This is a genomic window from Pseudomonas sp. 7-41, assembly GCF_021233075.1.
Taxonomy (GTDB): Bacteria; Pseudomonadota; Gammaproteobacteria; order Pseudomonadales; family Pseudomonadaceae; genus Aquipseudomonas; species Aquipseudomonas veronii.
The window spans coordinates 1,415,489-1,441,103 of record NZ_CP089551.1 but is presented as its reverse complement, the minus strand read 5'-3'; the positions used below and the strand labels follow the sequence as shown (position 1 = coordinate 1,441,103).

The window sequence follows — 25,615 nt, the reverse complement described above, 5'->3', positions numbered from 1 at the left end:
CCCGCTCATGGCATGACGTCGCCGGAGTTCGGGCCCAGGGTCTGGCCGACGAACAGGTTGCCGCCCGGCTCGCTGGCCAGCAGCACAGCGATCGGCGCCACTTCGTCGGCCAGGCCGAAGCGGCCCAGGGGCAGTTCGGCGGCCTTGGCGCGCTTCCAGGTGTCGCTGATGCCGCCCACCAGCGGCGTTTCGATGGGCCCCGGCGCGATGGCGTTGACCAGCACGTTGTCCTTGGCGACTTCCAGCGCCAGGGATTTGGTAAAGCCAATCACCCCGGCCTTGGCCGCGGCGTAGTGGGTCAGCTCGGCGCCGCCCTTGATCCCCAGTTGCGAGGCGACGTTGATGATCCGTCCCCAGCCCTGCGCCAGCATGTGCGGCAAGGCGCGCTGGCTGGCGACGAAGACGCTGGTGAGGTCGACGCGCAGCATGTCGTTCCACATTTCGATCGTAAGGTCGACGCAGCGCGCCTGGGTGAGCATGCCGGCGTTGTTGACCAGGATATCGATGCCGCCGAAATGTTCGACGCAACGGTCGACACTGGCCTGGGCGCCTTCGACGGTGCCGACATCGGCCAGGCACTCGAACACTTGCGCGCCGAGGTTGCGGCAGGTGACGGCGGTTTCGGCGAGGCTGACGGCATTGCGGTCGGCCAGCAGCAGGCGCGCGCCTTCAGCGGCATAGGCACGGGCGATGGCGGCACCGATGCCGCTGCCGGCGCCGGTGATCACGGCGCGGCGGTTAGTCAGTTGGGGCATACACAAACTCCTGAAAAAACACAGTACCCAGGTGGGGTCAGTCGGGCCAGCGCACGGTCAGGCCACCGTCGATGACGATGCTTTGCCCGGTCAAATAGCTCGACGCGTCACTGGTCAAAAACTGCACCAGCGACGCCACTTCATCCGCCCTGCCCACCCGGCCCAGCGGAATCGCCCGCGCCGCCTTGGCCAGGCCTTGCGGCCCGAGGGAGTTCTGCGCATCCAGCGATTGCGGCGTCTCGATCAAGCCCGGGATCACCGCATTGCAGCGAATCCCCAACGGCGCCAGTTCCACCGCCAGCGAGCGGCACAACCCCGGCACACCGGCCTTGGCCGCCGCGTAATGGCTGTGTTCCTGCCAGCCATATACGCCGCCGGCAATCGACGAAATCGCCACCAGCGCACCGCCTGCGGGCATATGCCGGGTCGCTGCGCGGAAGGTACGCATCACCCCGGTCAGGTCGACATTGAGCATTTCGTCCCACACCTGATCGGTCATTTCCAGCAGCGGCGCCCGACGCAGCAGACCGGCATTGGCCACCGCGTAATCGAGGCGGCCAAAATGCTGCACGGCCTGGGCCGCCAAGGCGTCCACCGAGGCGCTGTCGCCGACGTCCAGCGGCAGCATCAGGCACTCGCCGCCCGCTTGCTCCACCAAGGACACGGTGGTGCGCGGGTCATGGGGATCGGCCGGGTAATACCCGCCCACCACGGCCACGCCGCAACGCGCATAGGCCACGGCGAGGGCTTGGCCGATGCCGCTGGCGGCACCGGTAATCAAGGCAACTTTACGGTTCATCGAACACTCCTTACTGCACGGTTTCCGGGCGCACATGGCGTGCGGCGAACATCAGCACGCCGGACAAAAAGCACGGCACGGCGCCGAACCACAGGGCAGCGGTCTGCCAGTCGCTGCCGGCGGACAACACTTGCGTCGCGCCGAACCCCGCGACCACCGCACCGATCGGGCCCATGGCATGGATGATCGCGCCGCCGGTGGCGCGGATGCTGGTGGGGAAACTTTCGCTGATAAAAAACAACGCCGCCGAATACGGCCCGATCAGGAAGAACAGGCCCAGGCTGTACAGCCCGACCACCATCGCCATGTTGCTCGGGCCGAACAGCATCCCGGCGAACGACAGCCCGCCGAGCATCCAGCCCAGGCCGATGACATTGCGGCGGCCGATCTTGTCGCCCATCCAGCCGTGGCTGAGGTAACCGCAGTAACCCACCAGGTTCGACAGCACGAGGATGATCAGTGAGTTCTCGAACGAGATGTGGTGAACGCTGACGATCACCGACGTGCCGAGCACGCTGAACACCTGGATCGCCGCCCAGTTGAGCAACAGCGCGGCGCCGATCACCAGGGTGGCGCGGCGGGCCGGGCCTCGGAAGGCGGCTTTGAGGCCGGCTTTGCTGTGCTCGTCGTAGTCCACGCCATAGGTCACGGCAACGTTTTGCGCTTCACTCACCGCGCCGCTTTTACGCAGCTCGCTGATGCGCTGGTGGATCTGGAACTGCGGGCTCTCCTTGAGCTTGCGCGCCATGATCGCAATCACGATGGCCGGGATCGCAGCAAAAATGAAGCACCCCTGCCAGCCGATGATTGGCAGCAACAGCGCGGTCAAACCGGCGGCAATCAATGCACCGACCGGCCAGCCGCCCTGCACCAGGCTGTAGATAAACCCGCGACGCTTGGTCAGTCGGGGGTCTTCCGAGGCGCCATACAGCTCGCTCAAATACGTGGCGTTGACGGTTTCCTCGGCATAGCCCAGACCGCCCAACGAACGGATCAGAATCAGCGGCGACTTGCCCCACGCCCCACCGATCGCGGTCAGCGCCGAGCACACTGCGGAACCGGCCACGGTGAAGATGATCCCTTTGCGTCGCCCCAACTTGTCGACAACGGGGCCAATGGCAAACGCCACCACCGCCGTGCCCACCGCCACCCAGGTCGCGATTTCAGCTTGCTCCACCTCGCCCCAGCCGAAGTGCCGGCCGATCTCCGGCAGCAACGTGCCGAACAGGATGAAGTCGTACACCGCAAACACCCAGGCGAAAAACGCGATCCAGGTGGCGAAGCGCACTTCCTGGGACGTCAGTTGCCGGGGTTTCCAGCCAGTCAGGTCAAGCTTGTTGTAGATGGACATGAATCGCGCCTCAAAGGTGGGGGGATCAGCTACGCGGTTTGAACCCATCTTGTAGGAGCGAGCTTGCTCGCGAAAATCATCAACGATGACGCGGGCATCCTGGATGCACGCGGCGTTCTCAGGTTTTTCGCGAGCAAGCTCGCTCCTACAAGGGCTGGGGATCAGGTACGCGGTTGCCGACGGATAAAGTCATCGGCGATTTCGTCGAAGGTGACGAAGCGCACGCCGGCATGGCTCTGGATGTGTTCGATCAAGCGTTCGAGCATCAGCAGCACTTGCGGGCGGCCGGACACGTCGGGGTGGATGGTCATGGTGAACACCGCGTGTTCGTGTTCGCGGTAGACCCAGTCGAACTGGTCGCGCCACATTTCTTCGAGGTGACGCGGGTTGACGAAGCCGTGGCTGTTGGGCGCCTTTTTGATGAACATCATCGGCGGCAGGTCGTCGAGGTACCAGTTGGCCGGGATCTCCACCAGGTCGGTTTCTTCGCCGCGTACCAGAGGTTTCATCCAGGTGTCGGGGTGCTGGCTGTAGTCGATCTTGGTCCAGCTGTCGCCCTTGCGCACGTAGTAGGGGTGGAAGTCGTTGTGCATCAGGCTGTGGTCGTACTTGATGCCTTTTTTCAGCAGCAGCTCGTTGGTGACCTTGCTGAATTCCCACCACGGTGCGACGTAGCCAGTCGGACGTTTGCCCGTCACTTGGGTGATCAGTTCGATGGACTTGTCGAGCACGATTTCTTCCTGCTCGGCGGTCATCGCGATCGGGTTTTCGTGGCTGTAGCCGTGTACGCCGATTTCGTGACCGGCGTCGGCCACCGCCTTCATCTGCGCGGGAAAGGTTTCCATCGAGTGGCCGGGGATGAACCAGGTGGTGCGCAGGCCGTAGCGCTCGAACAGTTTGAGCAGGCGCGGCGCGCCGATTTCACCGGCGAACAGGCCGCGGGAAATGTCGTCGGGCGAGTCTTCGCCGCCGTAGGAACCGAGCCAGCCGGCGACGGCGTCAACGTCGACGCCGAATGCACAGAGGATGTCTTTAGCCATGGGGGTGTCTCCTTAGATAGTCAGTTGGGATTCGACGGACAGCGCCGCCCGCAACAGGCGTGCGTCTTCCCCCGTCGGGGCGCTGAGCAGCAGCCCGGTGGGCAAGCCCAGGGCGTCGCAGCCGCTGGGCAAGGTGACGCCGGGCATGTCGAGAAAACTGCCGGGCATGGTCAGGCGCAGGGTGGCGAGGTTGGTGCTTGCAAAGCGTTCGTCGTCGACTTCCAGCGCTGCCAGCGCCGGGGCGACATGGGCGACGGTCGGGGTGATCAACAGGGCGCCGTCGAGTTCGTCGACCAGTTGCTGTTGCAGACGGCGACGCGCGTCGATCAGTTGGATCAGGCGGCTGGCCGGCAGCGACCGCGCCGCTTCGAGGCGGCGCCGGACACGCGGATCGAGCCGAGCGGCGTCGGGGCTGTCGAGCAGCGCTTCGTGCAGGGCGAAGGCTTCGAACGCGCCGAGCCAGCCTTGCTGCTGGATCAGTTCCAGGGTGGCCTGGAAGGTGGCGCACGGGCGCACGTCGATCAGCGCGCCGGCGGCGTTGAGTTGCTCGACGGCGCGCAGCAGGTTGTTGCGCACCGCCGGTTGCACGTCATCCAGCAGGCGTTGCTCAAGCACCAGGCGCAGGCCCTTGAGGCTGCGGGCGCGATGGGTTTGCCGGCGGCCGTTGAGCAGGTCGTCGATGGCCAGCACATCACGCACGCTGCGGGTCAGCGGGCCGAGGCTGTCGAGGGTGCGGGCCAGCGGGAACACACCGTCGCGGCTGTAGCGCCGACTGCTGCTGCGGTAACCGACCAGGCCGTTGAAGGCGGCGGGGATGCGGATCGAACCAGCGGTGTCGGTGCCCATGGCGATGGGCACGATGCCGGCGGCGACGGCCACCGCCGAACCGGACGACGAACCGCCGGGAATCCGCGGCTGGTCACGCCCATGGGGGTTGTGCGGCGTGCCGAAATGCGGGTTCAGGCCAAGGCCGGAATAGGCCAGCTCGCTGAGGTTGGTCTTGCCCACGCTGACCATCCCGGCGCGGCACAACAGGCCCACGCTCGGCGCATCGAGCAAGGCGGCGGGCGCGTCGCGGCGGTAGGCGGCGCCGGCGGTGGTGACGCTGCCGGCCACGTCGAACAGGTCTTTCCAGGCCAGGGGCACGCCGTCGAACACACTCAAGGGCTGGCCGGCGCGCCACCGGGCGGCGGCGGCTTCGGCTTCGCGGCGGGCGCGGTCGGCGGTCAGGGTGATAAACACCGCGGCCGCGCGGCTCGCGTGGTCGAGCGCCTGTTCGAGGGCTTGCACCGGGTCGCTGCGACCGCTGGCGAAATCCTCGGCCATTGAAGTGGCGTCTGACATCAGGTTGACCCTCATAAAACGTACATATTAATAAAATGTACATTTAATAAAGGCAGCTTTCGTGCCAGTCTGTGTCGATGGCTTTTCCCGCGGTTGCGCTTTATCGACCAGAGCGCCGGGCTAGATGGTTTTGTAGGAAGCAAAAAAACCTGGCGCGGACTCTGCAACCCACGCCCAAGCCAATAATGTATCTTTTATTAATAAGTACATTTTAGTGCAGAAAAGTAACAGTCCTAGATTCAAGGCCCCAAAAAAGTGCCACCGACGTGGCGCGGAGTGACAGGCGCATCTATGAGAGAATCCCCGGCTTCGTCCTACATACACCAGACCTCTTTACCTCAGAGAACACGATGAAAGCAGTGTCCGCCTCGGCCTCCCGTTACGCGATGATTCACCAGCTTTTGCGTGACGCGATCGTCAACGGCACCGCCCGCCACGGCTTGGTCCTGCTCGAAGCGCCGCTGGCCGAATTGTTCGGCACCAGCCGCGTGCCGGTGCGCAAGGCGCTGGACCTGCTGCATGCCGAAGGGTTGATCTGCCGTTTCAACGGGCGCGGTTACCTGATCAACCCCGAGGGCGTGGCCATGGAACCGCTGCGCCTGCCGCTGAGCGCTGCGCACCTGGGCCTGAACGACGAGGACGAGTTGGTGGATACACGGCCGTTGGGCGAGCGGATCGTCGAGGAAATCGGCGCGGCGCTGTCCACCTGCATAGCCTTTGGCCATTATCGCCTGGATGAGCAAGCCGCCGCCGACCACTATGGCGTCAGCCGCGCAGTGGTGCGTGAAGCGCTGATGCGTCTGCGCGACCGTGGCCTGGTGGAAAAAGAGCCCTACTCCCAATGGCTGGCCGGGCCGTTGACGGCGCGGGAAGTCACCGAAGACTACGAACTGCGCGCCTGCCTGGAGCCTGAAGCGCTGCGCCAGAGCGCGCCGAACCTTGACCGCGCGCTGCTCGAAGCCATGTTGCAACGCGTGCTCGACGCCCAGGACAGCCCGCAGTGCAGCCTGGAAGCCATCGAGCAGATCGAAGAAGACTTGCACCAACGCTGCCTCGCCGGCCTGCAGAACCGCAAGATCGCCGCGCTGATCCGCCAGGGCCAGAGCCCGATGATCATCAGTCGGATTTTCTATCGCTTGCTGGGGATCGGCGCCGACCCGGCGATGCTCGCCGAACACCGCTTGATCCTTGAATTGTTGCTGCACGGCGCGTTCGATGCGGCGGCGTTGAACCTGCGCGAGCACCTGCAACGGGCGCGGCAGCGGATGTTGCAGCGGTTGAAGGTATTGTCGGTGTTGCCGGAACAGCCCCTGCCCGCCTACCTGCACAAAATCAGCTGACGGCATGCGGTTAACCTTGTGGGAGCAAGCCCCCTCCCACCTTGACCGAGTCTCTGCAGTAATTTCATGCAATATGTTGCTATCTAGCCCCCGCCATTGAAACCGCCGCTGGCCCGCCCCATCTAACTTGCATACTTCCTGATGCAGGTGCCCCATGAGCGACCAGCAAGATACCCCCGATTACGACGCCAACGAATACGCCGACCCTGAAAACGCCGAGGTTCACTCGTCCAATACCGGCCTGGCCCTGCCTGGGCAGAACCTGCCGGACAAGGTCTACATCATCCCGATTCACAATCGACCGTTCTTCCCGGCGCAAGTATTGCCGGTGATCGTCAATGAAGAGCCGTGGGCCGAAACCCTGGAGTTGGTGAGCAAATCCGACCATCACTCCCTGGCCCTGTTCTTCATGGACACGCCGCCCGAAGACCCGAGGCATTTCGACACCTCCGCGCTGCCGCTGTACGGCACCCTGGTCAAGGTCCACCACGCCAGCCGCGAAAACGGCAAACTGCAATTCGTCGCCCAGGGCCTGACCCGCGTGCGGATTCGCACCTGGCTCAAGCACCATCGCCCACCGTACCTGGTGGAAGTCGAATACCCGCACCAGCCGACCGAGCCGACCGATGAGGTCAAGGCCTACGGCATGGCGCTGATCAATGCGATCAAGGAACTGCTGCCGCTCAACCCGCTGTACAGCGAAGAGTTGAAGAACTACCTCAACCGCTTCAGCCCCAACGACCCGTCGCCGCTGACCGACTTCGCCGCCGCCCTCACCTCCGCCACCGGCAATGAGTTGCAGGAAGTGCTGGACTGCGTGCCCATGCTCAAACGCATGGAAAAAGTCCTGCCGATGCTGCGCAAGGAAGTCGAAGTCGCGCGCCTGCAAAAAGAACTCTCCGCCGAGGTGAACCGCAAGATCGGCGAGCACCAGCGCGAATTCTTCCTCAAGGAACAGCTCAAGGTCATCCAGCAGGAGCTGGGCCTGACCAAGGACGACCGCAGCGCCGACGTCGAACAGTTCGAACAGCGCCTGGAAGGCAAAGTGCTGCCAGCCCAGGCGCAGAAACGTATCGATGAAGAACTGAACAAACTGTCGATCCTCGAAACCGGTTCGCCGGAATACGCGGTGACGCGCAACTACCTGGACTGGGCAACCTCGGTGCCGTGGGGCGTGTACGGCAAGGACAAGCTCGACCTGAAACATGCGCGCAAGGTCCTGGACAAACACCATGCCGGGCTGGACGACATCAAGAGTCGTATCCTCGAATTCCTCGCGGTGGGCGCTTATAAAGGCGAAGTCGCCGGTTCCATCGTGCTGCTGGTCGGCCCGCCGGGCGTGGGCAAGACCAGCGTGGGTAAATCGATTGCCGAATCCCTCGGGCGGCCGTTCTATCGCTTCAGCGTCGGCGGCATGCGCGACGAGGCCGAGATCAAGGGCCATCGCCGCACCTACATCGGCGCCCTGCCCGGCAAGCTGGTGCAGGCGCTCAAAGATGTGGAAGTGATGAACCCGGTGATCATGCTCGACGAGATCGACAAGATGGGCCAGAGCTTCCAGGGCGACCCGGCTTCGGCGCTGCTGGAAACCCTCGACCCGGAACAGAACGTCGAATTCCTCGACCACTACCTGGACCTGCGCCTGGACCTGTCGAAAGTGCTGTTCGTGTGTACCGCCAACACCCTCGACTCGATCCCAGGCCCCCTGCTGGACCGCATGGAAGTGATTCGCCTGTCGGGCTATATCACCGAAGAAAAAGTCGCCATCGCCAAGCGCCACCTGTGGCCTAAGCAGTTGGAAAAAGCCGGCGTGTCGAAAAACAGCCTGACCATCAGCGACGGCGCCCTGCGCGCATTGATCGACGGCTACGCCCGCGAAGCCGGGGTGCGCCAGTTGGAGAAACAACTGGGCAAGCTGGTGCGCAAGGCGGTGGTCAAGCTGCTGGATGAGCCGGACGCGGTGATCAAGATCGGCACCAAGGACCTGGAAAGCTCCCTGGGCATCCCGGTGTTCCGCAACGAACAAGTGCTGTCTGGCGTCGGCGTGATCACCGGCCTGGCCTGGACCAGCATGGGCGGCGCGACCCTGCCGATCGAGGCGACCCGCATCCACACGCTCAACCGCGGCTTCAAGCTCACCGGGCAGTTGGGTGAGGTGATGAAAGAATCCGCTGAAATCGCCTACAGCTACGTCAGCTCCAACCTGAAATCGTTTGGCGGTGATCCGAAGTTCTTCGATGAAGCCTTCGTCCACCTGCACGTCCCCGAAGGCGCCACACCGAAGGACGGCCCCAGCGCTGGCGTGACCATGGCCAGTGCGCTGTTGTCGCTGGCGCGCAACCAGCCACCGAAGAAAGGCGTGGCCATGACCGGCGAGCTGACGCTGACCGGGCATGTCCTGCCGATTGGCGGGGTGCGTGAGAAGGTGATCGCGGCGCGGCGCCAGAAGATTCACGAGCTGATCTTGCCGGAGCCGAATCGCGGCAGCTTTGAGGAATTGCCGGAGTATCTGAAGGAAGGGATGACCGTCCACTTCGCCAAGCGCTTTGCGGACGTGGCCAAGGTGCTGTTCTGATAGGCCGTTAGCGCTTGGGCGGGCGTCATCGCGCGCAAGCCCGCTCCCACACTTGACCGAGTACATCCTTTGGAAGGCGGCCAAGATGTGGGAGCGGGCTTGCGCGCGATGGCGTCCGTCGCCGCCCTCTTGTCACACCCTGTCGCATCTTCGGTTATGCTCGCCCTTCGTCGCACATCAACGGAGTCTTCATGACCGCTGCCCGCCTGCTTCTCCCCTTGAGCCTTGCCCTGCTGGCCGCGTGCGCCAGTGCCCCGCAGCAAAACGTCAGCGTGGAAAAACAGAGCGCCTGCCCGCTCCAGCTCAAAAACGGACAAAACCTGATCCTGACCCTGCCAAGCAACCCCACCACCGGCTACCGCTGGGCCATCCAGGATTCCGCCGGCGGCGTGCTGCGCGCCCTGGGGCCCGAGGTCTACAGCAGCACGGAATCCGGCGTGATCGGCGGCGGCGGCCAGTCCACCTGGCGCTTCCAGGCCTTTGCGGCCGGCCAGGGCCGTTTGCGCCTGACCTCCCAGCAACCCTGGGAACCGGAAGCCGAACCGGCCGAGACGTTCGACTGCGCCATCACGGTGAACTGATATGCCATGGCTGATTCTTGCGTTGATGGGCGCCGGTACCTTTATCTACGGCCTGACCGTCCACGCGGCGTTACTGTGCCTGCTGGTCAAACCGTTGCCGGTGCTGGCGCTGCTGGGCTGGCTGCATGATGCGCCGCCGAGCGACTATCGACGCTGGATCAGCCTGGGGCTGATTTTCTCCCTGGTCGGCGATGTGTTGCTGGCGTGGCCGGGCGACTTGTTTATCTTTGGCCTGGGCGCGTTTCTGTGCGCGCACCTGGCGTACCTCAAAGCCTATTTCAGCGACTGCCGACGCTTGGCATGGCTGCCGTTGATGCTGGCGCTGGGCGTCGGCGCGATGCTGCTGAGCATCCTGATCGCCCATGGCCTCGGCGACTTGCTGATTCCAGTGGTGGTCTACGCCTTGGTGATCAGCGCGATGCTCTGGCGGGCGCTGGCGCGACTGGGCAGCGCGGTGCCCAAGCGTTCGGCGCTACTGGCGGCGGCGGGGGCCGTATCGTTTGTGGTTTCCGACACGCTGATCGGTATCAATCGCTTTGTGCTGAGCTTCGACGCGGCGCCGTATCTGCTGATCGCCACTTACTGGCTCGGCCAATGGGGCATCACCGCCTCGGCGTTCCATCAGACAACCCGCGCATCCAAGGAGCAACTTGGCTAAAATGCCCGCCTTTCCCCCCTCGTCGCCGGAACAACCGTGAGCAAAGAACCCGATCGCCTATTCGCCCAGCCCCTGCCCCAGGTGCCGGACTTCGCCTTTAACGAAGACGTGGTGCGGGTGTTCCCGGACATGATCAAGCGCTCGGTGCCCGGTTATCCGACCATCGTCGAAAACCTCGGCGTGCTCGCCGCGCAGTTCGCCCAGCCCAACAGTGTGCTGTACGACCTGGGGTCCTCCCTCGGCGCGGTCACCCAGGCGTTGCGCCGCCACGTGCGTACCGACGGCTGCCACGTCATCGCGGTGGATAATTCGACGGCGATGGTCGAGCGCTGCCGCGAGTACCTCAATGGCCAGGACTCGATGTTCCAGGAGTTGCTGCCGGTCCAGGTGATCGAGGGCGATATCCTCGCGCTGCAGTTCCAGCCGGCCTCGGTGGTGGCGCTGAACTTCACCCTGCAATTCATCGCCCCCGATCAGCGCCTGGCGTTGCTCGGGCGCATCCGCCAGGCGTTGTTGCCCGGCGGTGCGCTGATCCTCTCGGAAAAGCTGCGCTTCAATGACCTTGAAGAACACGCGCTGCTCACCGACCTGCACATCGCGTTCAAACGCGCCAACGGCTACAGCGAGCTGGAAATCGCCCAGAAGCGCAGCGCCATCGAAAACGTCATGAAGCCCGACAGCCTCGAAGAACACCGCGAACGCCTGCTGGCGGCCGGGTTCTCGAAAGTCGTGCCGTGGTTCCAGTGTCTTAACTTTGCCTCGTTGATTGCCTTGCCATGATTGATCTGTCCCCCCTCGCCCGCCATCTGGTCGGCACTCCCCTGGCCGTGTGGGCCCAGGGCCTGCAAGCGCAACTCGATAGCAAGATGGAAAAGGGGCATGGCGACCTGGAGCGCTGGCAGAGCGCGCTGGATGCATTGCCGAAGATCCAGCCCAGCGAAGTCGATTTGCTCAATGGCCTGACCCTCGACAGCGATTGCGGCGATGCCACGCGCGCGCAGATGCACAGCGCATTGATGGGCCTGTGCCCGTGGCGCAAGGGCCCGTTCCACTTGTTCGGCGTGCATGTGGACACCGAATGGCGTTCGGACTGGAAGTGGTCGCGGGTCGCGCCGCACCTGGACCTGAAGGGCAAGCGCATTCTCGATGTAGGCTGCGGCAATGGGTATTACATGTGGCGCATGCTCGGCGCCGGTGCCGACAGTGTGATCGGCGTGGACCCGAACTGGCTGTTCTTCTGCCAGTTCCAGGCGGTGCAACGTTACCTGTCGGCGCCGAACGCCTGGCACCTGCCGTTCCCGTTCGAGGACTTGCCGGCGAACCTGGAAGGCTTCGACACTGTGTTTTCCATGGGCGTGTTCTACCACCGTCGCTCACCGATCGAGCATTTGCTGGCGCTGAAAGACTGCCTGGTCAAAGGCGGTGAACTGGTGCTGGAAACGCTGGTGATCGAAGGCGATCAGCAACAGGTGCTGGTGCCGGAAGACCGCTACGCGCAGATGCGCAACGTATGGTTCCTGCCATCGGTGCCGGCGTTGATGCTGTGGCTGCGCCGGGCCGGGTTCAGTGAGGTGCGCTGTGTGGATGTGAGTGTGACCACGGTTGAAGAACAGCGGGGGACGGAGTGGATGAAGTATCAGTCGCTGAGTGACTTCCTCGACCCGGACGATCACAGCAAGACCATCGAAGGGCTGCCGGCGCCGATGCGGGCGGTGATCATCGCCAGGAAGTGACCCCAATCTCCCTGAAAAAATGAAGATCAAAAATGTGGGAGGGGGCTTGCCCCCGATAGCAGTGTGTCAGTCAGCTTATCTATAACTGACCCACCGCCATCGGGGGCAAGCCCCCTCCCACATTTGGTCATCAGTGTTCTTTAGAGGGCTGGTTTGGCTCTGCGGGCCTTGAAGAACTCGCTCAACACCGTCCCGCATTCCTCGGCCAGTACCCCGCCTTCAAACAGCACCCGATGGTTGAGAAAGCCCTGGGTAAAAAACTGCCCTTGGCTTTGCACAATCCCCGCCTTCGGCTCCAGTGCGCCGTAGACCACCCGCGCAATGCGCGAATGCACGATCAGGCCCGCGCACATGCTGCACGGTTCCAGCGTCACATACAGCGTGCTGCCGGGCAGGCGATAGTTGCTCAGCGCCTGGGCGGCGGCGCGGATGGCGACCATTTCGGCGTGGGCGCTGGGGTCGTTGCCGCTGATCGGGCAATTGAAGCCACGGCCGATGATCACACCGTCCTGCACCAGCACCGCGCCCACCGGCACTTCGCCCAACGCCGCGCCCTGTGCCGCCAGGGCCAGTGCTTCGCGCATGAAGTCCTGGTCGCGGCTGCGGTCGATGATCGCCGTGGGGCGAAACTGGCGCATCACGCTACCTCGATGGCGGCCATCAGGCCGGTTTCCATGTGGTCGATCACATGGCAGTGGAACATCCACACGCCCGGGTTATCCGCCACCAGCGCGACGCGGGCACGTTCGTTCTTGCCCAGCAGGTAGGTGTCGGTGAAGTACGGAATCACCGTGTGGCGGTTCGAAGCGATCACCTTGAAGCTCATGCCGTGCAGGTGGATCGGGTGCTGGTATTGGGTCATGTTTTTCAGTTCGAAGATGTAGCTTTTGCCCTTCTCCAGCTTGGCAATCGGGCGGTCGGCGCAGGCCTTGTCGGTGATGTCCCAGGCCTGGCCGTTGATCTGCCACAGGCTCGGCGGTTTGCCGTTGTCGACGTTGACCGACACCGAACCGACCCATTCGAAATTGAAGTTGAGTTTCTCGGCGTTGGCCAGGTCCGGCTCGCTGATCGGGTTGGCGGGCAGCGCCGGCGGCCATGCGCTCGGCGCGTCGGCGTTGGCCACCGAACGGAACGTGCCCAGGCGCACCGGGCCGTTGCGGATCGACAATTCTTCGCCCGCCGGCGGGGCCTTGATCGCTAGGCAGAGGCGCATGCCCGGGCCGAGCCAGTATTCCTTGCCCAAGGGGCGCGGCTCGATGGGGTTGCCGTCCAGCGCATAGATCTGCGCGTCGGCGTCGGGAATATTGAGGCGATAGGTCAGCGTGTTGTCGAGGTTGAGCAAGCGCACGCGGGTGATCTGCCCGGCCGGCAAATCGATCACCGCCTGGGCCACGCCATTGATGGTCGACAGGCGCCCGGCCGTACCGCCACGCGCCGCTTCACGGGGCACGCTGAAGGCGACAAAGGCGCCCTCTTCGTCGACGTGCCAGCTTTTCAGGCTGAGGGTGCGTTCGTGCTTGAAACCGGTGGGTTCGCGCTCTTCCACGATCAGCGGGCCGACCAGGCCACGGCCGAGTTCTTCGCTGCTGTTCACATGGGGGTGATACCAGTAGCTGCCGGCGTCGGGCACGCGGAACTTGTAGTCGAAGTATTCGCCGGGCAACACCGGCAATTGCGAGACGTAGGGCACGCCGTCCATTTCCAGCGGCAGGCGGATGCCATGCCAATGGATGGTGGTGGCGACCGGCAGGTGGTTGATGAAACGCACCCGCAGCCATTCGCCCTGGCGCACGCGCAGCTCGGTGCCGGGGGCCGACGGGCCGAACGCCCAGGCTTGGGTCTTGTGCCCCGGTACCAGTTCCACATCGAGGGGCGCGGCGATCAGTTCGTAGTCATGTCCCGCCTCGGCCTCGGCGACTTTCCCCAGCCAGTAGCGGTAGCCGCCACCGGCACCGACGCCCACTACGGCCAGGCCGGCAAGACCACCCAGGATTTGTCGACGGGAAAAGGATCGGGACACAACAACCTCACGTATCTGCTGCGGGCCGAGGGCCTGCAAAGGGCAGATACGATACACCTGCGACGGCTAAACAGTAAGACTTCGCATTGCCGCATGCCAAAAACACCGAAGTCTAATGTGGGAGGGGGCTTGCTCCCGATTGCGGTGGGTCAGCTAGAGATGAGTTGACTGACACACCGCTATCGGGGGCAAGCCCCCTCCCACATTGGATCTTCATTGCTTTTAGTGTTTGGCAGCGGCCAGGATCAGGGCCTTCATCTCGGCGACCGCACCTTTGAAACCGACGAACAGCGCATGCGCCACCAGCGCGTGGCCGATGTTCAGCTCGTTGATGCCCTTGATCGCCGCCACGGCTTCGACGTTGTGGTAATGCAGGCCATGGCCGGCGTTGACGATCAGGCCTTCACGCAGACCTTGGGCCACGCCGTCGATAATGCGCTGCAACTCGGCGGCGACTTCGCTCGGCGTGGTCGCATCGGCATAACGCCCGGTGTGCAATTCGATGGCCGGCGCACCGACCCGGTGCGCGGCTTCGATCTGGCGCTCGTCGGCGTCGATGAACAGCGAGACTTCGCTGCCGATCTGCGACAGACGCTCCACCGCAGCCTTGATCCGCGCTTCCTGGCCGGCTACGTCGAGGCCGCCTTCGGTGGTCAGTTCCTGACGGGTCTCCGGCACCAGGCAGATATGCGCCGGGCGGATGCGCTCGGCGAACGCCATCATTTCTTCGGTGACGCCCATTTCGAAGTTCATGCGGGTTTGCAGCACGTCCTTGAGCAGCAGCACGTCGCGCTCCTGGATGTGACGGCGGTCTTCGCGCAGGTGTACGGTGATGCCGTCGGCGCCCGCTTCTTCGGCGTCCAGCGCGGCTTTGACCGGGTCTGGGTAACGGGTGCCCCGGGCCTGGCGCAGCGTGGCGACGTGGTCGATATTGACGCCGAGAAGAATGCGATTGCTGGTGGTCACGGAAGCGCTCCTGAAAAGGGGAAAGAAACGCTGCACAGCATACACGGGGTTGTCAGGGCTTTCGAAACAACTCGCGACTGACCAGCGGCCGCCCGCCCAGATGCACGGCCAGGGCCTGGCGCATCAGGCGCTTGGCGGCGGACAAGGCGCCGGGGGCGCTCCAGTCGGCCTCGCTCATGGCCAGCAGCTCGGTGCCCTGGAACAGGCCGGGTTGCAGCAGGTACACACGCTCCAGGCCGGCGTCGACCTGCAGACGATACATGCCGTCGGCGGCAATGGGTTCGCCATGCAGGTCGTTACTCAGTTCGAAGCCATAGCCGAGGTCGTCGAGCAGGCGCCATTCGAACGCGCGCAACAGCGGCTCCAGCGGGCGGCCTTCGGCCAGGGCCAGCAGCGTCGCGGCATAGTGATCGAAGACCGCCGGGTGCGGGTCTTCGGCCGGCAGCAGGCGGATCAGCAATTCATTGAGATAGAGGCCACTGAACAGCGCTTCGCCATTGAGCCAGGCAGAGTTGCCGACGCTTTCCAGGCGGCCGACGTTTTTCAGCTCGCCCTTGCCACGAAACTCCACGTCCAGCGCCACGAATGGCCGCGCCAAAGTGCCCGCCTTGCCCCGCGCACTGCGCAACACCGCGCGCAGGCGACCTTGGGGCGTGAGGAAGTCCACCAAGGCGCTGGTCTCGCGGTAGGCGCGGCTGTGCAGCACGTAGGCGGGCTGGCTGGGAGGCGGGGTTGAGGACATGGGTTCTCGTTGCTGGAATGCACTAGTGAAAACGACACAAACCTAATGTGGGAGGGGGCTTGCCCCCGATGGCGGTGGCTCAGTCAAAATATTTAGTGACTGACACTCTGCTATCGGGGGCAAGCCCCCTCCCACATTTTTTGCCCTGCGGTGTTCTTACAGGTCGCCGTAACCCAGGGAGCGCAATGCGCGCTCATCATCGGACCAGCCACCCTTCACCTTCACCCACAGGTTCAGCATGATCTTGGAATCGAACAGCAATTCCATGTCCTTGCGCGCTTCGGTGCCGATGCGCTTGATGCGCTCGCCCTTGTCGCCAATGATGATTTTCTTCTGGCCGTCACGTTCGACGAGGATCAGCGCATGAATATGCAGGGTTTTGCCCTGCTGCTTGAACTCTTCGATTTCGACGGTGATCTGGTACGGCAGCTCGGCGCCCATCTGGCGCATGATTTTCTCGCGTACCAGTTCGGCGGCGAGGAAACGGCTGCTGCGGTCGGTGATCTGGTCTTCCGGGAAGAAGTGCTCGTTCTCCGGCAGGTAGCCGGCGATCACGCGCTCCAGGGCTTCGAGGTTGTGCCCGTGCTGGGCCGAGATCGGCATGATCTGGGCATTCGGCAGTTGTTCCTGCAGCCAGCTCAGGTGCGGCATCAGCTCGGCTTTGTCTTCGATGCGGTCGGTCTTGTTCAGCGCGACGATCAACGGGCCGGTGACATATTGCACACGTTCGAGAACCATCTGGTCTTCGTCGGTCCACTTGGTGCGGTCGACCACGAAGATCACCACGTCGACGTCTTTCAACGCGGCCGAGGCGGTCTTGTTCATGTAGCGGTTCAGGGCTTTCTCGCCGCCTTTGTGCATGCCCGGGGTGTCGACGTAGACCGCTTGTACGGCGCCTTCGGTCTTGATGCCCAGCATGTTGTGGCGGGTGGTCTGCGGCTTGCGCGAGGTGATCGCAAGCTTCTGGCCGAGGATGTGGTTGAGCAGCGTGGACTTGCCCACGTTGGGACGGCCGACGATGGCGACATAGCCACAGCGTGTTGCGGTTGAATCAGTCATGGCCATTCTCCACGCCCAGGGCAATCAGTGCTGCAGCGGCCGCTACCTGTTCGGCAATACGACGGCTCACACCCTGACCTCGGCTTTTTTCATTCAATAAGGTGATTTCACATTCCACGAAAAAGACGCGGCAATGGGGCTCACCCTGGATATCCACCACTTCGTAGCGTGGCAGTTCGCACCCGCGGGACTGCAGGAATTCCTGCAGGCGGGTCTTGGGATCTTTGTTGGTGTCGACCAGGGTCAGGCTTTCGATCTCGGACGTCAGCCAGGCGGTGACGCGCGCCTTGGCCGCTTCCATGCCCGCATCCAGATAGATGGCGCCGATCAGCGCTTCAAGGGCGTCGGCCAGGATCGACTCGCGACGGAAACCGCCGCTTTTCAACTCACCGGAGCCCAGGCGCAGGTACTCGCCCAGGCCAAAACCACGGGCCAGCACGGCCAGGGTCTCGCCCTTCACCAGCCGCGCACGCAAGCGCGACAACTGGCCTTCACGGGCTTGCGGGAAGCGTTCGAAGAGCGCTTCACCGGCAACGAAATTGAGGATGGCGTCACCGAGGAATTCCAGGCGTTCGTTGTTACGCCCAGCAAAACTGCGGTGTGTGAGGGCAAGGACCATCAGTTCCTGGTCCTTGAAGGTGTAGCCGAGCAGGTGCTCGAGACGGCTTAGAGAAACGCTCACGGTTTACCCATATCTGTTTGGTGGCACCGGCGGCCATCGACGATTGACGCAGTGTTCAAATTCAAATCCTGATTGGTGCTGCATGAGGCCGGAAATTGTCCCAGCCCCAGAAAAGCATTCGGCGCTGTGATCACAGCGCCGTCTGTATTACTTGATCAGCCCGACCCGCGAGAAGTTCGGCAGGTGGCTGAGCTTGGGTTCCGGCCAGCTCATCCAGACCGCGAAGGCCTTGCCGACGATATTCTGGTCGGGAACCATGCCCAGCAGGTCCTTGGGAATGGTGGGATCATCCCAATAGCGGCTGTCGTTGGAGTTGTCGCGGTTGTCGCCCATCATGAAATAGTGCCCGGCCGGCACTTTCCATTCGCCATCGGGCATTGCGCGGTAGCGGCTCATCTCCTTGCGGATTTCGTGCTCCACCGCACCGAGTTTTTCCTGATACAGCTCGGCGCTGCCCAGGGTGTTCGGCTCGGCGCCCAGCAGCTTCTCGGCCACCGACTCGCCGTTGATGAACAGGCGCTTGTCGCTGGTATAGCGAATCACGTCACCTGGCAGGCCGACCACACGCTTGATGTAGTTGACGTTCGGATCGCTCGGGTAGCGGAACACCATCACATCGCCGCGCTGCGGGTCACCGATCTCGATGACTTTCTTGTCGATCACCGGCAAGCGGATCCCGTAGGAAAACTTGTTCACCAGGATGAAGTCGCCCACGTCCAGGGTCGGTTTCATCGACCCCGACGGAATCTGGAACGGCTCCACCAGGAACGAGCGCAGCACCAGCACGATGAACAGCACCGGAAAGAACGATTTGCCGTATTCAACCAGCAAAGGCTCTTTGTTCAGCTTCTCGATCACCACGACATCGGGCTGGCTGACGCTGCCCTGATAGGACGCGATAGCCGCCCGCCGACGCGGGGCGAAGAACACCAGATCGAGCAACGCCAGGAGTCCGCAAACGGCAACGGCGATGACCAGCAACAGCGGGAAATTTAGCGACATAGGACCTAACTATCCAACCTGAGCACCGCAAGGAAGGCTTCTTGTGGAATTTCCACGTTGCCCACTTGCTTCATGCGTTTTTTACCGGCCTTTTGCTTCTCAAGCAGCTTGCGCTTACGGCTGACGTCGCCACCGTAGCATTTGGCCAGTACGTTCTTTCTGAGTGCCTTGACGGAAGTCCGCGCAATGATCTGCCCGCCAATGGCGGCCTGGATCGCGACGTCGAACATCTGGCGCGGAATCAGTTCTTTCATCTTCTCGGTCAACTGTCGACCTTTGTAGTGCGCGTTGTCCTTGTGCACGATCAGTGCCAGGGCATCGACCTTGTCGCCGTTGATCAACACATCCAGTTTCACCAGATTAGCCGATTGGTAACGATCGAAATGGTAATCCAGCGAAGCATAGCCGCGACTGGTGGATTTGAGACGGTCGAAGAAGTCCAGGACCACTTCGTTCATCGGCAAATCGTAGGTCACTTGTACCTGGGTTCCGAGGAACAGCATGTCGTGCTGGATGCCGCGCTTCTCGATACACAGGGTAATGACGTTGCCCAGGTGCTCCTGCGGCACAAGAATATTGGCGCGCACGATCGGCTCACGCATGTCTTCGATGGAAGACAGGTCCGGGAGCTTGGACGGGTTGTCGACGTAAATCGTTTCACCGTTTTTCAGCAACAGCTCAAAAATAACGGTTGGCGCGGTGGTGATCAGGTCCAGGTCGTATTCGCGCTCAAGGCGCTCCTGGATGATCTCCATGTGCAGCATGCCGAGGAAGCCGCAACGGAAGCCGAAGCCCAGGGCGTCGGAGCTTTCCGGGGTGTACTGCAACGACGAGTCGTTGAGGGTCAGCTTCTGCAGGGCTTCGCGGAAGTCTTCGAAGTCGTCGGAGCTGACCGGGAACAGGCCGGCGTAGACCTGCGGCTGGATGCGTTTGAAGCCCGGCAGCACGTCGACGTCAGGGGTGCTGCTCAAGGTCAGGGTGTCACCCACCGGCGCGCCGTGGATGTCCTTGATGCCGGCGATGATGAAGCCGACTTCACCGGCTTTCAGATCAACGGTGGCAGTATGCTTCGGGTTGAACACACCGACGCTGTCCACCAGGTGGATCTTGCCGGTGGATTTGACCAGGATCTTGTCGCCTTTCTTCACACGGCCATGGCGCACGCGTACCAGGGAGACAACCCCCAGGTAGTTGTCGAACCAGGAGTCGATGATCAACGCCTGCAGCGGATCTTCGATGTTGCCGGTAGGCGCGGGGATGGTCTTGACCAGGCGCTCGAGCACTTCGTCGACGCCCAGGCCGGTCTTGGCGCTGCACTCGACGGCGTCGGTGGCGTCAATGCCGATGATTTTTTCGATTTCTTCCTTCACGCGGTCCGGATCGGCCTGCGGCAGGTCGATCTTGTTCAGCACCGGCATGACTTCCAGGCCTTGCTCGATGGCGGTGTAGCAGTTGGCCACGGACTGGGCTTCGACGCCCTGCCCCGCGTCCACCACCAGCAGCGCGCCTTCGCAGGCCGCCAGGGAACGGCTGACTTCATAGGTGAAGTCGACGTGGCCGGGGGTGTCGATGAAGTTCAGCTGGTACTTGATACCGTCTTTGGCGGTGTAGTACAGAGTCACGCTGTGGGCCTTGATGGTGATCCCGCGCTCGCGCTCGAGGTCCATGGAGTCCAGTACCTGGGCTTCCATTTCACGCTCGGCAAGGCCGCCGCACATCTGGATGAATCGATCGGCCAGCGTCGACTTGCCATGGTCAATGTGGGCGATGATGGAGAAATTGCGGATATGACTCAAATCACTCACGGATCAACACTCAAAAAGGCTGCAGGCAGACTGCCCGCTGAAAAATAGCCGGGAATTGTACCTGATGCTCGGGCAGGACGTCATCTTTGCTGACCAGAACAAAAATGCCCCGATCTCTCGAACGGGGCATTTTTTGCTCATAAGCGCAGGCTCACCCGGCGCGGCGCAGCAGCCAGAACCCGGCCAGGGCGCAGATCGCGGTCGGCACCAGCACCGCAAACAGCGGCGAGAAGCCGAACACCAGGCTCGACGGGCCAAGCAAATCCTGGGCGATCCGGAACGCGAAGCCCACCAGAACGCCGGTGAAGACCCGCTGACCGAGGGTCACGGAGCGCAACGGGCCGAAGATGAACGAGATCGCCATCAGCACCAGCGCGGCGGTGACCACGGGTTGCAGCACCTTGACCCAGAACGCCAGCCAGTAACGGCCGTTATTCAGGCCCTGATCCTTGAGGTAGTGGATATAACTCCACAAACCGGAGATCGGCAGGGCTTCCGGGATCATGACCACGGTATTGAGCAGTTCCGGCTTCAGGGCGATGTCCCATTGCTCGGTCGGCACACTGATCACTTCCGTGCTGGCCTTGATGCCTTGGCCCACATTGCGGAAGTAAGTGGTGGTGACATCACTCAGCGTCCATTTCTCAGCACTGTACTGCGCGCGCTTGGCGAAACTGGAGGTCAGCATGTGCCGCTCTTTGTCGAACGTGTAGCGCGTCACACCAATCAGCAGGCCGTCGGGCTGCACGGCGTTGATGTGGATGAATTCATCACCCTGACGGTGCCACAGGCCGTGCCTGGCGCTTTGCGCATCGCCCGAACCCTGGGCCAAGGCACGATTGGCCTGGGCAGTGGCTTCGGACGGTGGCGCCACGTACTCGCCGATCAGCACGCTGCACGCCATCAGCAACAGCATCGGTTTCATGACGGCCCAGACGATACGGCCGATGGAAACCCCGGCCGCACGCATGATCGTCAGCTCGCTGTTGCTGGCCAGGCCGCCCAAGCCGATCAGGCAGCCGATCAACCCGGCCATCGGCATCATTTCGTAGAGACGACGCGGGGCGGTCAGCGCCACGAAGCTCAATACGTCCGTCACGGTATAGGTGTCGGTGACGTTGCCCACTTCATCAATGAAGGCGAACAACGACGCCAGCCCGAGAATGATGCCCAACACCGCCAGGATGGCGATCAGTACGCTGCTACCGATGTAGCGATCGAGCTTAGCCACGAGCCAACTCCTTCTGGCCACGACGGCTCTTCATTTTCAGACGTATAGGTTCCCAATAGAGCAGCCCGAGGCCGATCATCAGGAAGACCCCGTGTACCCACCACAGGCCCAGGGTCGGCGACAGCTTGCCCTTTTCCAGGGAACCACGGGCGGAGATCAGGATGGTCAGGTAGGCCATGTACAGCAGGATCGCCGGCAGCAGCTTGAGGAAGCGGCCCTGGCGCGGGTTGACGCGGGACAGCGGCACGGCCATCAGCGTCACGATGAACACCAGCAACGGCAGGGAAATACGCCATTGCAGCTCGGCGATGGAGCGCAGTTCCGGGCTGCCGAAAAGCGACGACGTCGGGAGTGCATCGCGGTCGGTGACTTCTTCGCTGATATCAGGACGAGCCAGCATTACGCCATAAGTGTCGTATTTGATTGCCCGATAATCCGCCAGGCCCGGGCTGCCGTCATAGCGATAGCCATTTTCCAGGATCAGGTAACGGCTGCCGTCGGGGCGAACTTCCTGCCGGCCGCTGTCGGCCACCAGAATCGAAATGCCACGGTCTTTCTGGTTCTGCCCAAGGTTTTTCTGGGAAATGAACACGCCGCCGAGGTTGGCGCGGTCATCGGTCATGGTTTCGGTGTAGGTCACCCGCGTGCCGTCGTTGAGTGCCTGAAAGCGTCCGGGCTCGAGGGTGTCGAACTCAGTCATCGCGTCCTGTTTGTTCAGCAGCAACTGGAACTGCATGGCACCTTGCGGCGCCAGGCTCATGCTCAACCAGGCCACCAGCAGGGCAACACCGGCGGCCGGCACCATGGTCATGGCCAGCAGACGCTGCTGGCTCATGCCGGTGGCCGAAAGCACAGTCATTTCACTTTCAAGGTACAACCGGCCGTAGGCCAGAAGAATGCCGAGGAACAGGCCGAGCGGCAGAATCAGCTGCAGAAAGCCAGGCAGGCGAAAGCCCATGATCAAGAACAGCGAGCCCGGATCCAGGGCGCCAGAAGCCGCCTGGGCAAGGAACTTGACGAAACGACCACTCATGATGATGACCAGCAATACCGCGCTCACGGCACTCAGGGTCAACAGGACTTCGCGGGACAGATAACGGAAGACAATCAAACCAGACACTCCAGGGTTGTCAGGCTAAGGCGGCCAAACAAGCAAGCATAACGAGTCGGCCCGTTTAAACAGGCCGGCTAAAAAGATTGCGCATTATCCTGTGATTGACCGCGCCTGTCACGGAGCTTACTCATGCGCGTACACAAAGCCTGCGGCAAGGGTTGTCAGGCTCCGCCGCCGAGGTTCAAACTGCGGCCTTTGTCGCTGGCGGTTTACACGGCTGCCAGGCTTTAAAAGCCGGAGCACACAGACTCCAGGCTCACAGACCTTTATAAGGGACCCGAACATGGAATTGGTTGTAAAAAGCGTTAGCCCCGAAACGTTGAAAACCGCCACCCTCGTGGTCGCTGTCGGCGAAGGCCGCAAGCTCGGCGTTGCGGCCAAACAACTCGACGAACTGAGCGGCGGCGCCATCAGCGCGGTCCTCAAGCGCGGCGACCTGGCCGGCAAGGTCGGCCAGAGCCTGCTGCTGCAAAGCCTGCCGAACCTGAAGGCCGAGCGCGTATTGCTGGTGGGCGTGGGCAAGGACGCCGAACTCGGCGACCGCCCGTTCCGCAAGATCATCAGCGGCATTCTCACCACCCTCAAGGGTCTGGGCGGCAGCGACGCGACGCTGGCACTCGATGAAATCGTGGTCAAGGGCCGTGACAGCTACGGCAAGACCCGCCTGCTGGCCGAAAGCCTGCTCGACGGCGGCTACATCTTCGACCAGTTCAAGAGCCAGAAAGCCGAACCGCGTGCCTTGAAGAAAGTCACCCTGCTGACCATCAAGGCCGCCCAGGCCGAAGTCGAACGCGCCGTGAGCCACGCCCAGGCCATCGCCGCCGGCATGTCGTTCACCCGCGACCTCGGCAACCTGCCGCCGAACATCTGCCACCCGACCTACCTGGGCGAGCAGGCCAAGGCGCTGGGCAAGGAATTCAAAAGCCTGAAAGTCGAAGTGCTGGATGAGAAGAAGATCAAGGAACTGGGCATGGGCTCGTTCTATGCGGTCGGCCAGGGCAGCGACCAGCCGCCACGCCTGATCGTGATGCAATACAACGGCGGCAAGAAGGCCGAGAAGCCTTACGCCCTGGTCGGTAAAGGCATCACCTTCGACACCGGCGGCATCAGCCTCAAGCCGGGCCTGGGCATGGATGAGATGAAGTACGACATGGGCGGCGCCGCCAGCGTGTTCGGCACCCTGCGCGCGGTGCTGGAGCTCAAGCTGCCGATCAACCTGGTGTGCATCCTGGCCTGCGCCGAGAACATGCCGAGCGGCGGCGCGGCCCGTCCGGGCGATATCGTCACCACCCTGAGCGGCCAGACCGTCGAAATCCTCAACACCGACGCCGAAGGCCGCCTGGTGCTGTGCGATGCGCTGACCTACGCCGAACGCTTCAAGCCACAGGCGGTGATCGACATCGCCACCTTGACCGGTGCCTGCATCGTTGCTCTCGGTTCCCACACTTCGGGTCTGCTGGGCAACAACGACGAGTTGATCGAGCAACTGCTCAGCGCCGGCAAGGCCGCCGATGACCGCGCCTGGCAACTGCCGCTGTTCGATGAGTACCAGGAACAGCTGGACAGCCCGTTCGCCGACATCGCCAACATCGGCGGCCCGAAAGCCGGCACCATCACTGCAGCCTGCTTCCTGTCGCGGTTCGCCAAGAACTTCAACTGGGCGCACCTGGACATCGCCGGCACCGCCTGGACCAGCGGCGGCAAGGACAAGGGTGCCACCGGCCGTCCGGTGCCTCTGCTGACCCAGTACCTGCTGGATCGCGCCAAGGCCTGAAAACCGTGACTCCGGGGCGGCGTTACCGCCGCCTCGGGCTCCAGGAACCGCAATGACCCAAGTTGACTTCTATATACTGCCCAGCGCCGATCCGCTCGCGCGCCTGGACTTTGCCTGCAAACTCACCGAAAAAGCCTGGCGCATGGGCCACCGCATCTACCTGCATTGCAGCGATGCCGCCCAACGCGACGAGCTCGACGCACGCCTGTGGCGCTTCAAGGGCGAAAGTTTCGTGCCCCACGGCCCTGCGGAAAGTGAACCCGACGGCCAGGTGGTCCTGGGCGTAGGCGACAGCTGCGGCGATCACCATGACCTGCTGGTCAACCTCGACCTGAAAGTCCCGGCCTTTGCCAAGGCGTTCGCCCGTGTGGCGGAAGTGGTGGTGGAAGATCCGGCTATTCGTCAGGCCGCGCGGGAGAGTTTCCGTTTCTATCGCGAACAGGGCTATCCTTTGCAGGATCACCGGCTACAACGACTTTGAGTGCATGATGGACACCCCGAACACGCTAAAAAAAGACGACCACCTGTTGGACGACCTGGAGTCGATCCGTCAGTTGCTGGGTGATGACAACCTTCAACCGCCGCTGCTGACGGAAACCGTCAATGGCGACGTGCAGATTCCCCTGCTGTTCGACATGGTCGGCACCAAGCCGGTTGAGCCGCTCGAACCGCCACCTGCCCCGGCCACCCCGGTTGTCGAAGCGGCGCCCGCTGCAGCGCCTACCGAAAAGACCCCGGATGCCTTGCTGCTGCACCTGGACAACGAACTGCGCGCCGCCGCGCAACTGATCATGCAAGACGTGATCGACGACTTCGCCCCGCATATCGAAACCGAGATCAAGCGCCGGATGGATGCGCGGATGGAACGGTTGCTCAGCCAGTACCAGAATTAGCGCCCCTGTAGGAGCGAGCTTGCTCGCGAAAAACGTCAATGATGGCGCGGACATCCTGAATGAACGCGCGGCCCTTCAGGTTTTCGCGAGCAAGCTCGCTCCTACCCCTCGCCCCTATCCCCCGTTATACTTGCCGGCTTTCCTGAATTAA

The 25,615-nt window shown here is 62.7% G+C and carries 24 protein-coding genes; 9 read left to right on the top strand and 15 right to left on the bottom strand.

Going from position 1 to position 25,615, the window contains the following annotated elements; genetic code table 11:
* Positions 1–5: 5 nt before the first annotated feature.
* The 5 genes from LQ249_RS06445 to LQ249_RS06420 all read right to left on the bottom strand — a co-directional run bounded on the left by LQ249_RS06445 (position 6) and on the right by LQ249_RS06420 (position 5,289).
* The gene (locus LQ249_RS06445; protein ID WP_232566268.1) at positions 6–755 is read right to left on the bottom strand and encodes an SDR family NAD(P)-dependent oxidoreductase; all 750 of its coding nucleotides are present in this window, start codon (positions 753–755) and stop codon (positions 6–8) included.
* Between the two features lie 37 nt (positions 756–792).
* Positions 793–1,554, bottom strand: a complete 762-nt coding sequence (locus LQ249_RS06440) for an SDR family NAD(P)-dependent oxidoreductase (protein WP_017844558.1) — start codon at positions 1,552–1,554, stop codon at positions 793–795.
* Between the two features lie 10 nt (positions 1,555–1,564).
* Positions 1,565–2,905 (bottom strand): MFS transporter, encoded by a 1,341-nt coding sequence (locus tag LQ249_RS06435; RefSeq protein ID WP_017844557.1) that lies wholly within the window; start codon positions 2,903–2,905, stop codon positions 1,565–1,567.
* A 161-nt stretch (positions 2,906–3,066) separates the two neighbouring features.
* Positions 3,067–3,945 carry a polysaccharide deacetylase family protein gene (locus LQ249_RS06425; protein WP_046384579.1) on the bottom strand — a complete coding sequence of 293 codons (879 nt, stop codon included), beginning with the start codon at positions 3,943–3,945 and terminating at the stop codon, positions 3,067–3,069.
* A 12-nt stretch (positions 3,946–3,957) separates the two neighbouring features.
* Positions 3,958–5,289: an amidase gene (locus tag LQ249_RS06420; RefSeq protein ID WP_232566267.1), complete on the bottom strand. Its 1,332-nt coding sequence runs from the start codon at positions 5,287–5,289 to the stop codon at positions 3,958–3,960.
* A 350-nt stretch (positions 5,290–5,639) separates the two neighbouring features.
* Here LQ249_RS06420 and LQ249_RS06415 point away from each other — a divergent pair, with 350 nt between their 5' ends.
* The 6 genes from LQ249_RS06415 (at position 5,640) to cmoB (ending at position 12,176) form a co-directional block, all read left to right on the top strand.
* Complete coding sequence (locus tag LQ249_RS06415) at positions 5,640–6,629, top strand: GntR family transcriptional regulator (protein ID WP_046384581.1); 990 nt, start codon at positions 5,640–5,642, stop codon at positions 6,627–6,629.
* A gap of 154 nt (positions 6,630–6,783) precedes the next feature.
* Entirely contained in the window at positions 6,784–9,204 is a 2,421-nt protein-coding gene (gene lon / locus LQ249_RS06410) for an endopeptidase La (protein ID WP_017844553.1), read from the top strand.
* A gap of 191 nt (positions 9,205–9,395) precedes the next feature.
* Positions 9,396–9,785 (top strand): protease inhibitor I42 family protein, encoded by a 390-nt coding sequence (locus LQ249_RS06405; RefSeq protein ID WP_017844552.1) that lies wholly within the window; start codon positions 9,396–9,398, stop codon positions 9,783–9,785.
* Position 9,786: 1 nt separating this feature from the next.
* Positions 9,787–10,443, top strand: coding sequence for a lysoplasmalogenase (locus LQ249_RS06400; RefSeq protein ID WP_232566266.1), 657 nt, complete (start codon positions 9,787–9,789; stop codon positions 10,441–10,443).
* A 36-nt stretch (positions 10,444–10,479) separates the two neighbouring features.
* Positions 10,480–11,223, top strand: a complete 744-nt coding sequence (gene cmoA / locus LQ249_RS06395; RefSeq protein ID WP_017844550.1) for a carboxy-S-adenosyl-L-methionine synthase CmoA — start codon at positions 10,480–10,482, stop codon at positions 11,221–11,223.
* Positions 11,220–12,176 carry a tRNA 5-methoxyuridine(34)/uridine 5-oxyacetic acid(34) synthase CmoB gene (cmoB, locus tag LQ249_RS06390; RefSeq protein ID WP_177029751.1) on the top strand — a complete coding sequence of 319 codons (957 nt, stop codon included), beginning with the start codon at positions 11,220–11,222 and terminating at the stop codon, positions 12,174–12,176. Before cmoA ends, cmoB begins: the two co-directional genes overlap by 4 nt.
* 140 nt (positions 12,177–12,316) lie before the next feature.
* Here cmoB and tadA read toward each other — a convergent pair whose 3' ends face one another.
* The 10 genes from tadA to lptF all read right to left on the bottom strand — a co-directional run bounded on the left by tadA (position 12,317) and on the right by lptF (position 22,794).
* Positions 12,317–12,814: a tRNA adenosine(34) deaminase TadA gene (tadA, locus tag LQ249_RS06385; RefSeq protein WP_046384584.1), complete on the bottom strand. Its 498-nt coding sequence runs from the start codon at positions 12,812–12,814 to the stop codon at positions 12,317–12,319.
* Positions 12,814–14,196: a multicopper oxidase family protein gene (locus tag LQ249_RS06380; RefSeq protein WP_108525932.1), complete on the bottom strand. Its 1,383-nt coding sequence runs from the start codon at positions 14,194–14,196 to the stop codon at positions 12,814–12,816. The genes tadA and LQ249_RS06380 overlap by 1 nt, the downstream gene beginning before the upstream one ends.
* A gap of 222 nt (positions 14,197–14,418) precedes the next feature.
* Positions 14,419–15,162 (bottom strand): pyridoxine 5'-phosphate synthase, encoded by a 744-nt coding sequence (gene pdxJ, locus LQ249_RS06375; protein ID WP_017844546.1) that lies wholly within the window; start codon positions 15,160–15,162, stop codon positions 14,419–14,421.
* 52 nt (positions 15,163–15,214) lie between these two features.
* A complete protein-coding gene (gene recO, locus LQ249_RS06370) occupies positions 15,215–15,904 on the bottom strand; it encodes a DNA repair protein RecO (protein WP_017844545.1) in 690 nt (229 codons plus the stop codon).
* 156 nt (positions 15,905–16,060) lie between these two features.
* On the bottom strand, positions 16,061–16,963 hold the full coding sequence (gene era, locus LQ249_RS06365) for a GTPase Era (protein WP_003210432.1): 903 nt from the start codon (positions 16,961–16,963) through the stop codon (positions 16,061–16,063).
* Complete coding sequence (rnc, locus tag LQ249_RS06360) at positions 16,956–17,645, bottom strand: ribonuclease III (RefSeq protein ID WP_046384585.1); 690 nt, start codon at positions 17,643–17,645, stop codon at positions 16,956–16,958. Before rnc ends, era begins: the two co-directional genes overlap by 8 nt.
* Before the next feature lie 147 nt (positions 17,646–17,792).
* Positions 17,793–18,647 carry a signal peptidase I gene (lepB, locus tag LQ249_RS06355; RefSeq protein WP_046384586.1) on the bottom strand — a complete coding sequence of 285 codons (855 nt, stop codon included), beginning with the start codon at positions 18,645–18,647 and terminating at the stop codon, positions 17,793–17,795.
* Between the two features lie 5 nt (positions 18,648–18,652).
* Positions 18,653–20,452 (bottom strand): translation elongation factor 4, encoded by a 1,800-nt coding sequence (lepA, locus tag LQ249_RS06350; protein ID WP_017844542.1) that lies wholly within the window; start codon positions 20,450–20,452, stop codon positions 18,653–18,655.
* Positions 20,453–20,603: 151 nt separating this feature from the next.
* The gene (gene lptG, locus LQ249_RS06345; protein ID WP_046384587.1) at positions 20,604–21,683 is read right to left on the bottom strand and encodes an LPS export ABC transporter permease LptG; all 1,080 of its coding nucleotides are present in this window, start codon (positions 21,681–21,683) and stop codon (positions 20,604–20,606) included.
* Positions 21,676–22,794: an LPS export ABC transporter permease LptF gene (gene lptF / locus LQ249_RS06340; RefSeq protein ID WP_046384588.1), complete on the bottom strand. Its 1,119-nt coding sequence runs from the start codon at positions 22,792–22,794 to the stop codon at positions 21,676–21,678. The genes lptG and lptF overlap by 8 nt, the downstream gene beginning before the upstream one ends.
* Positions 22,795–23,080: 286 nt before the next feature.
* Between lptF and LQ249_RS06335 the strand changes: the two genes are divergently transcribed.
* The 3 genes from LQ249_RS06335 to LQ249_RS06325 are packed head-to-tail and all read left to right on the top strand — an operon-like array spanning position 23,081 to position 25,464.
* Complete coding sequence (locus tag LQ249_RS06335) at positions 23,081–24,571, top strand: leucyl aminopeptidase (RefSeq protein WP_017844539.1); 1,491 nt, start codon at positions 23,081–23,083, stop codon at positions 24,569–24,571.
* Positions 24,572–24,623: 52 nt separating this feature from the next.
* Positions 24,624–25,052 carry a DNA polymerase III subunit chi gene (locus tag LQ249_RS06330; protein ID WP_057004309.1) on the top strand — a complete coding sequence of 143 codons (429 nt, stop codon included), beginning with the start codon at positions 24,624–24,626 and terminating at the stop codon, positions 25,050–25,052.
* Positions 25,053–25,059: 7 nt separating this feature from the next.
* Positions 25,060–25,464, top strand: a complete 405-nt coding sequence (locus LQ249_RS06325; protein ID WP_232566599.1) for a DNA polymerase III subunit chi — start codon at positions 25,060–25,062, stop codon at positions 25,462–25,464.
* Positions 25,465–25,615 lie beyond the last annotated feature (151 nt).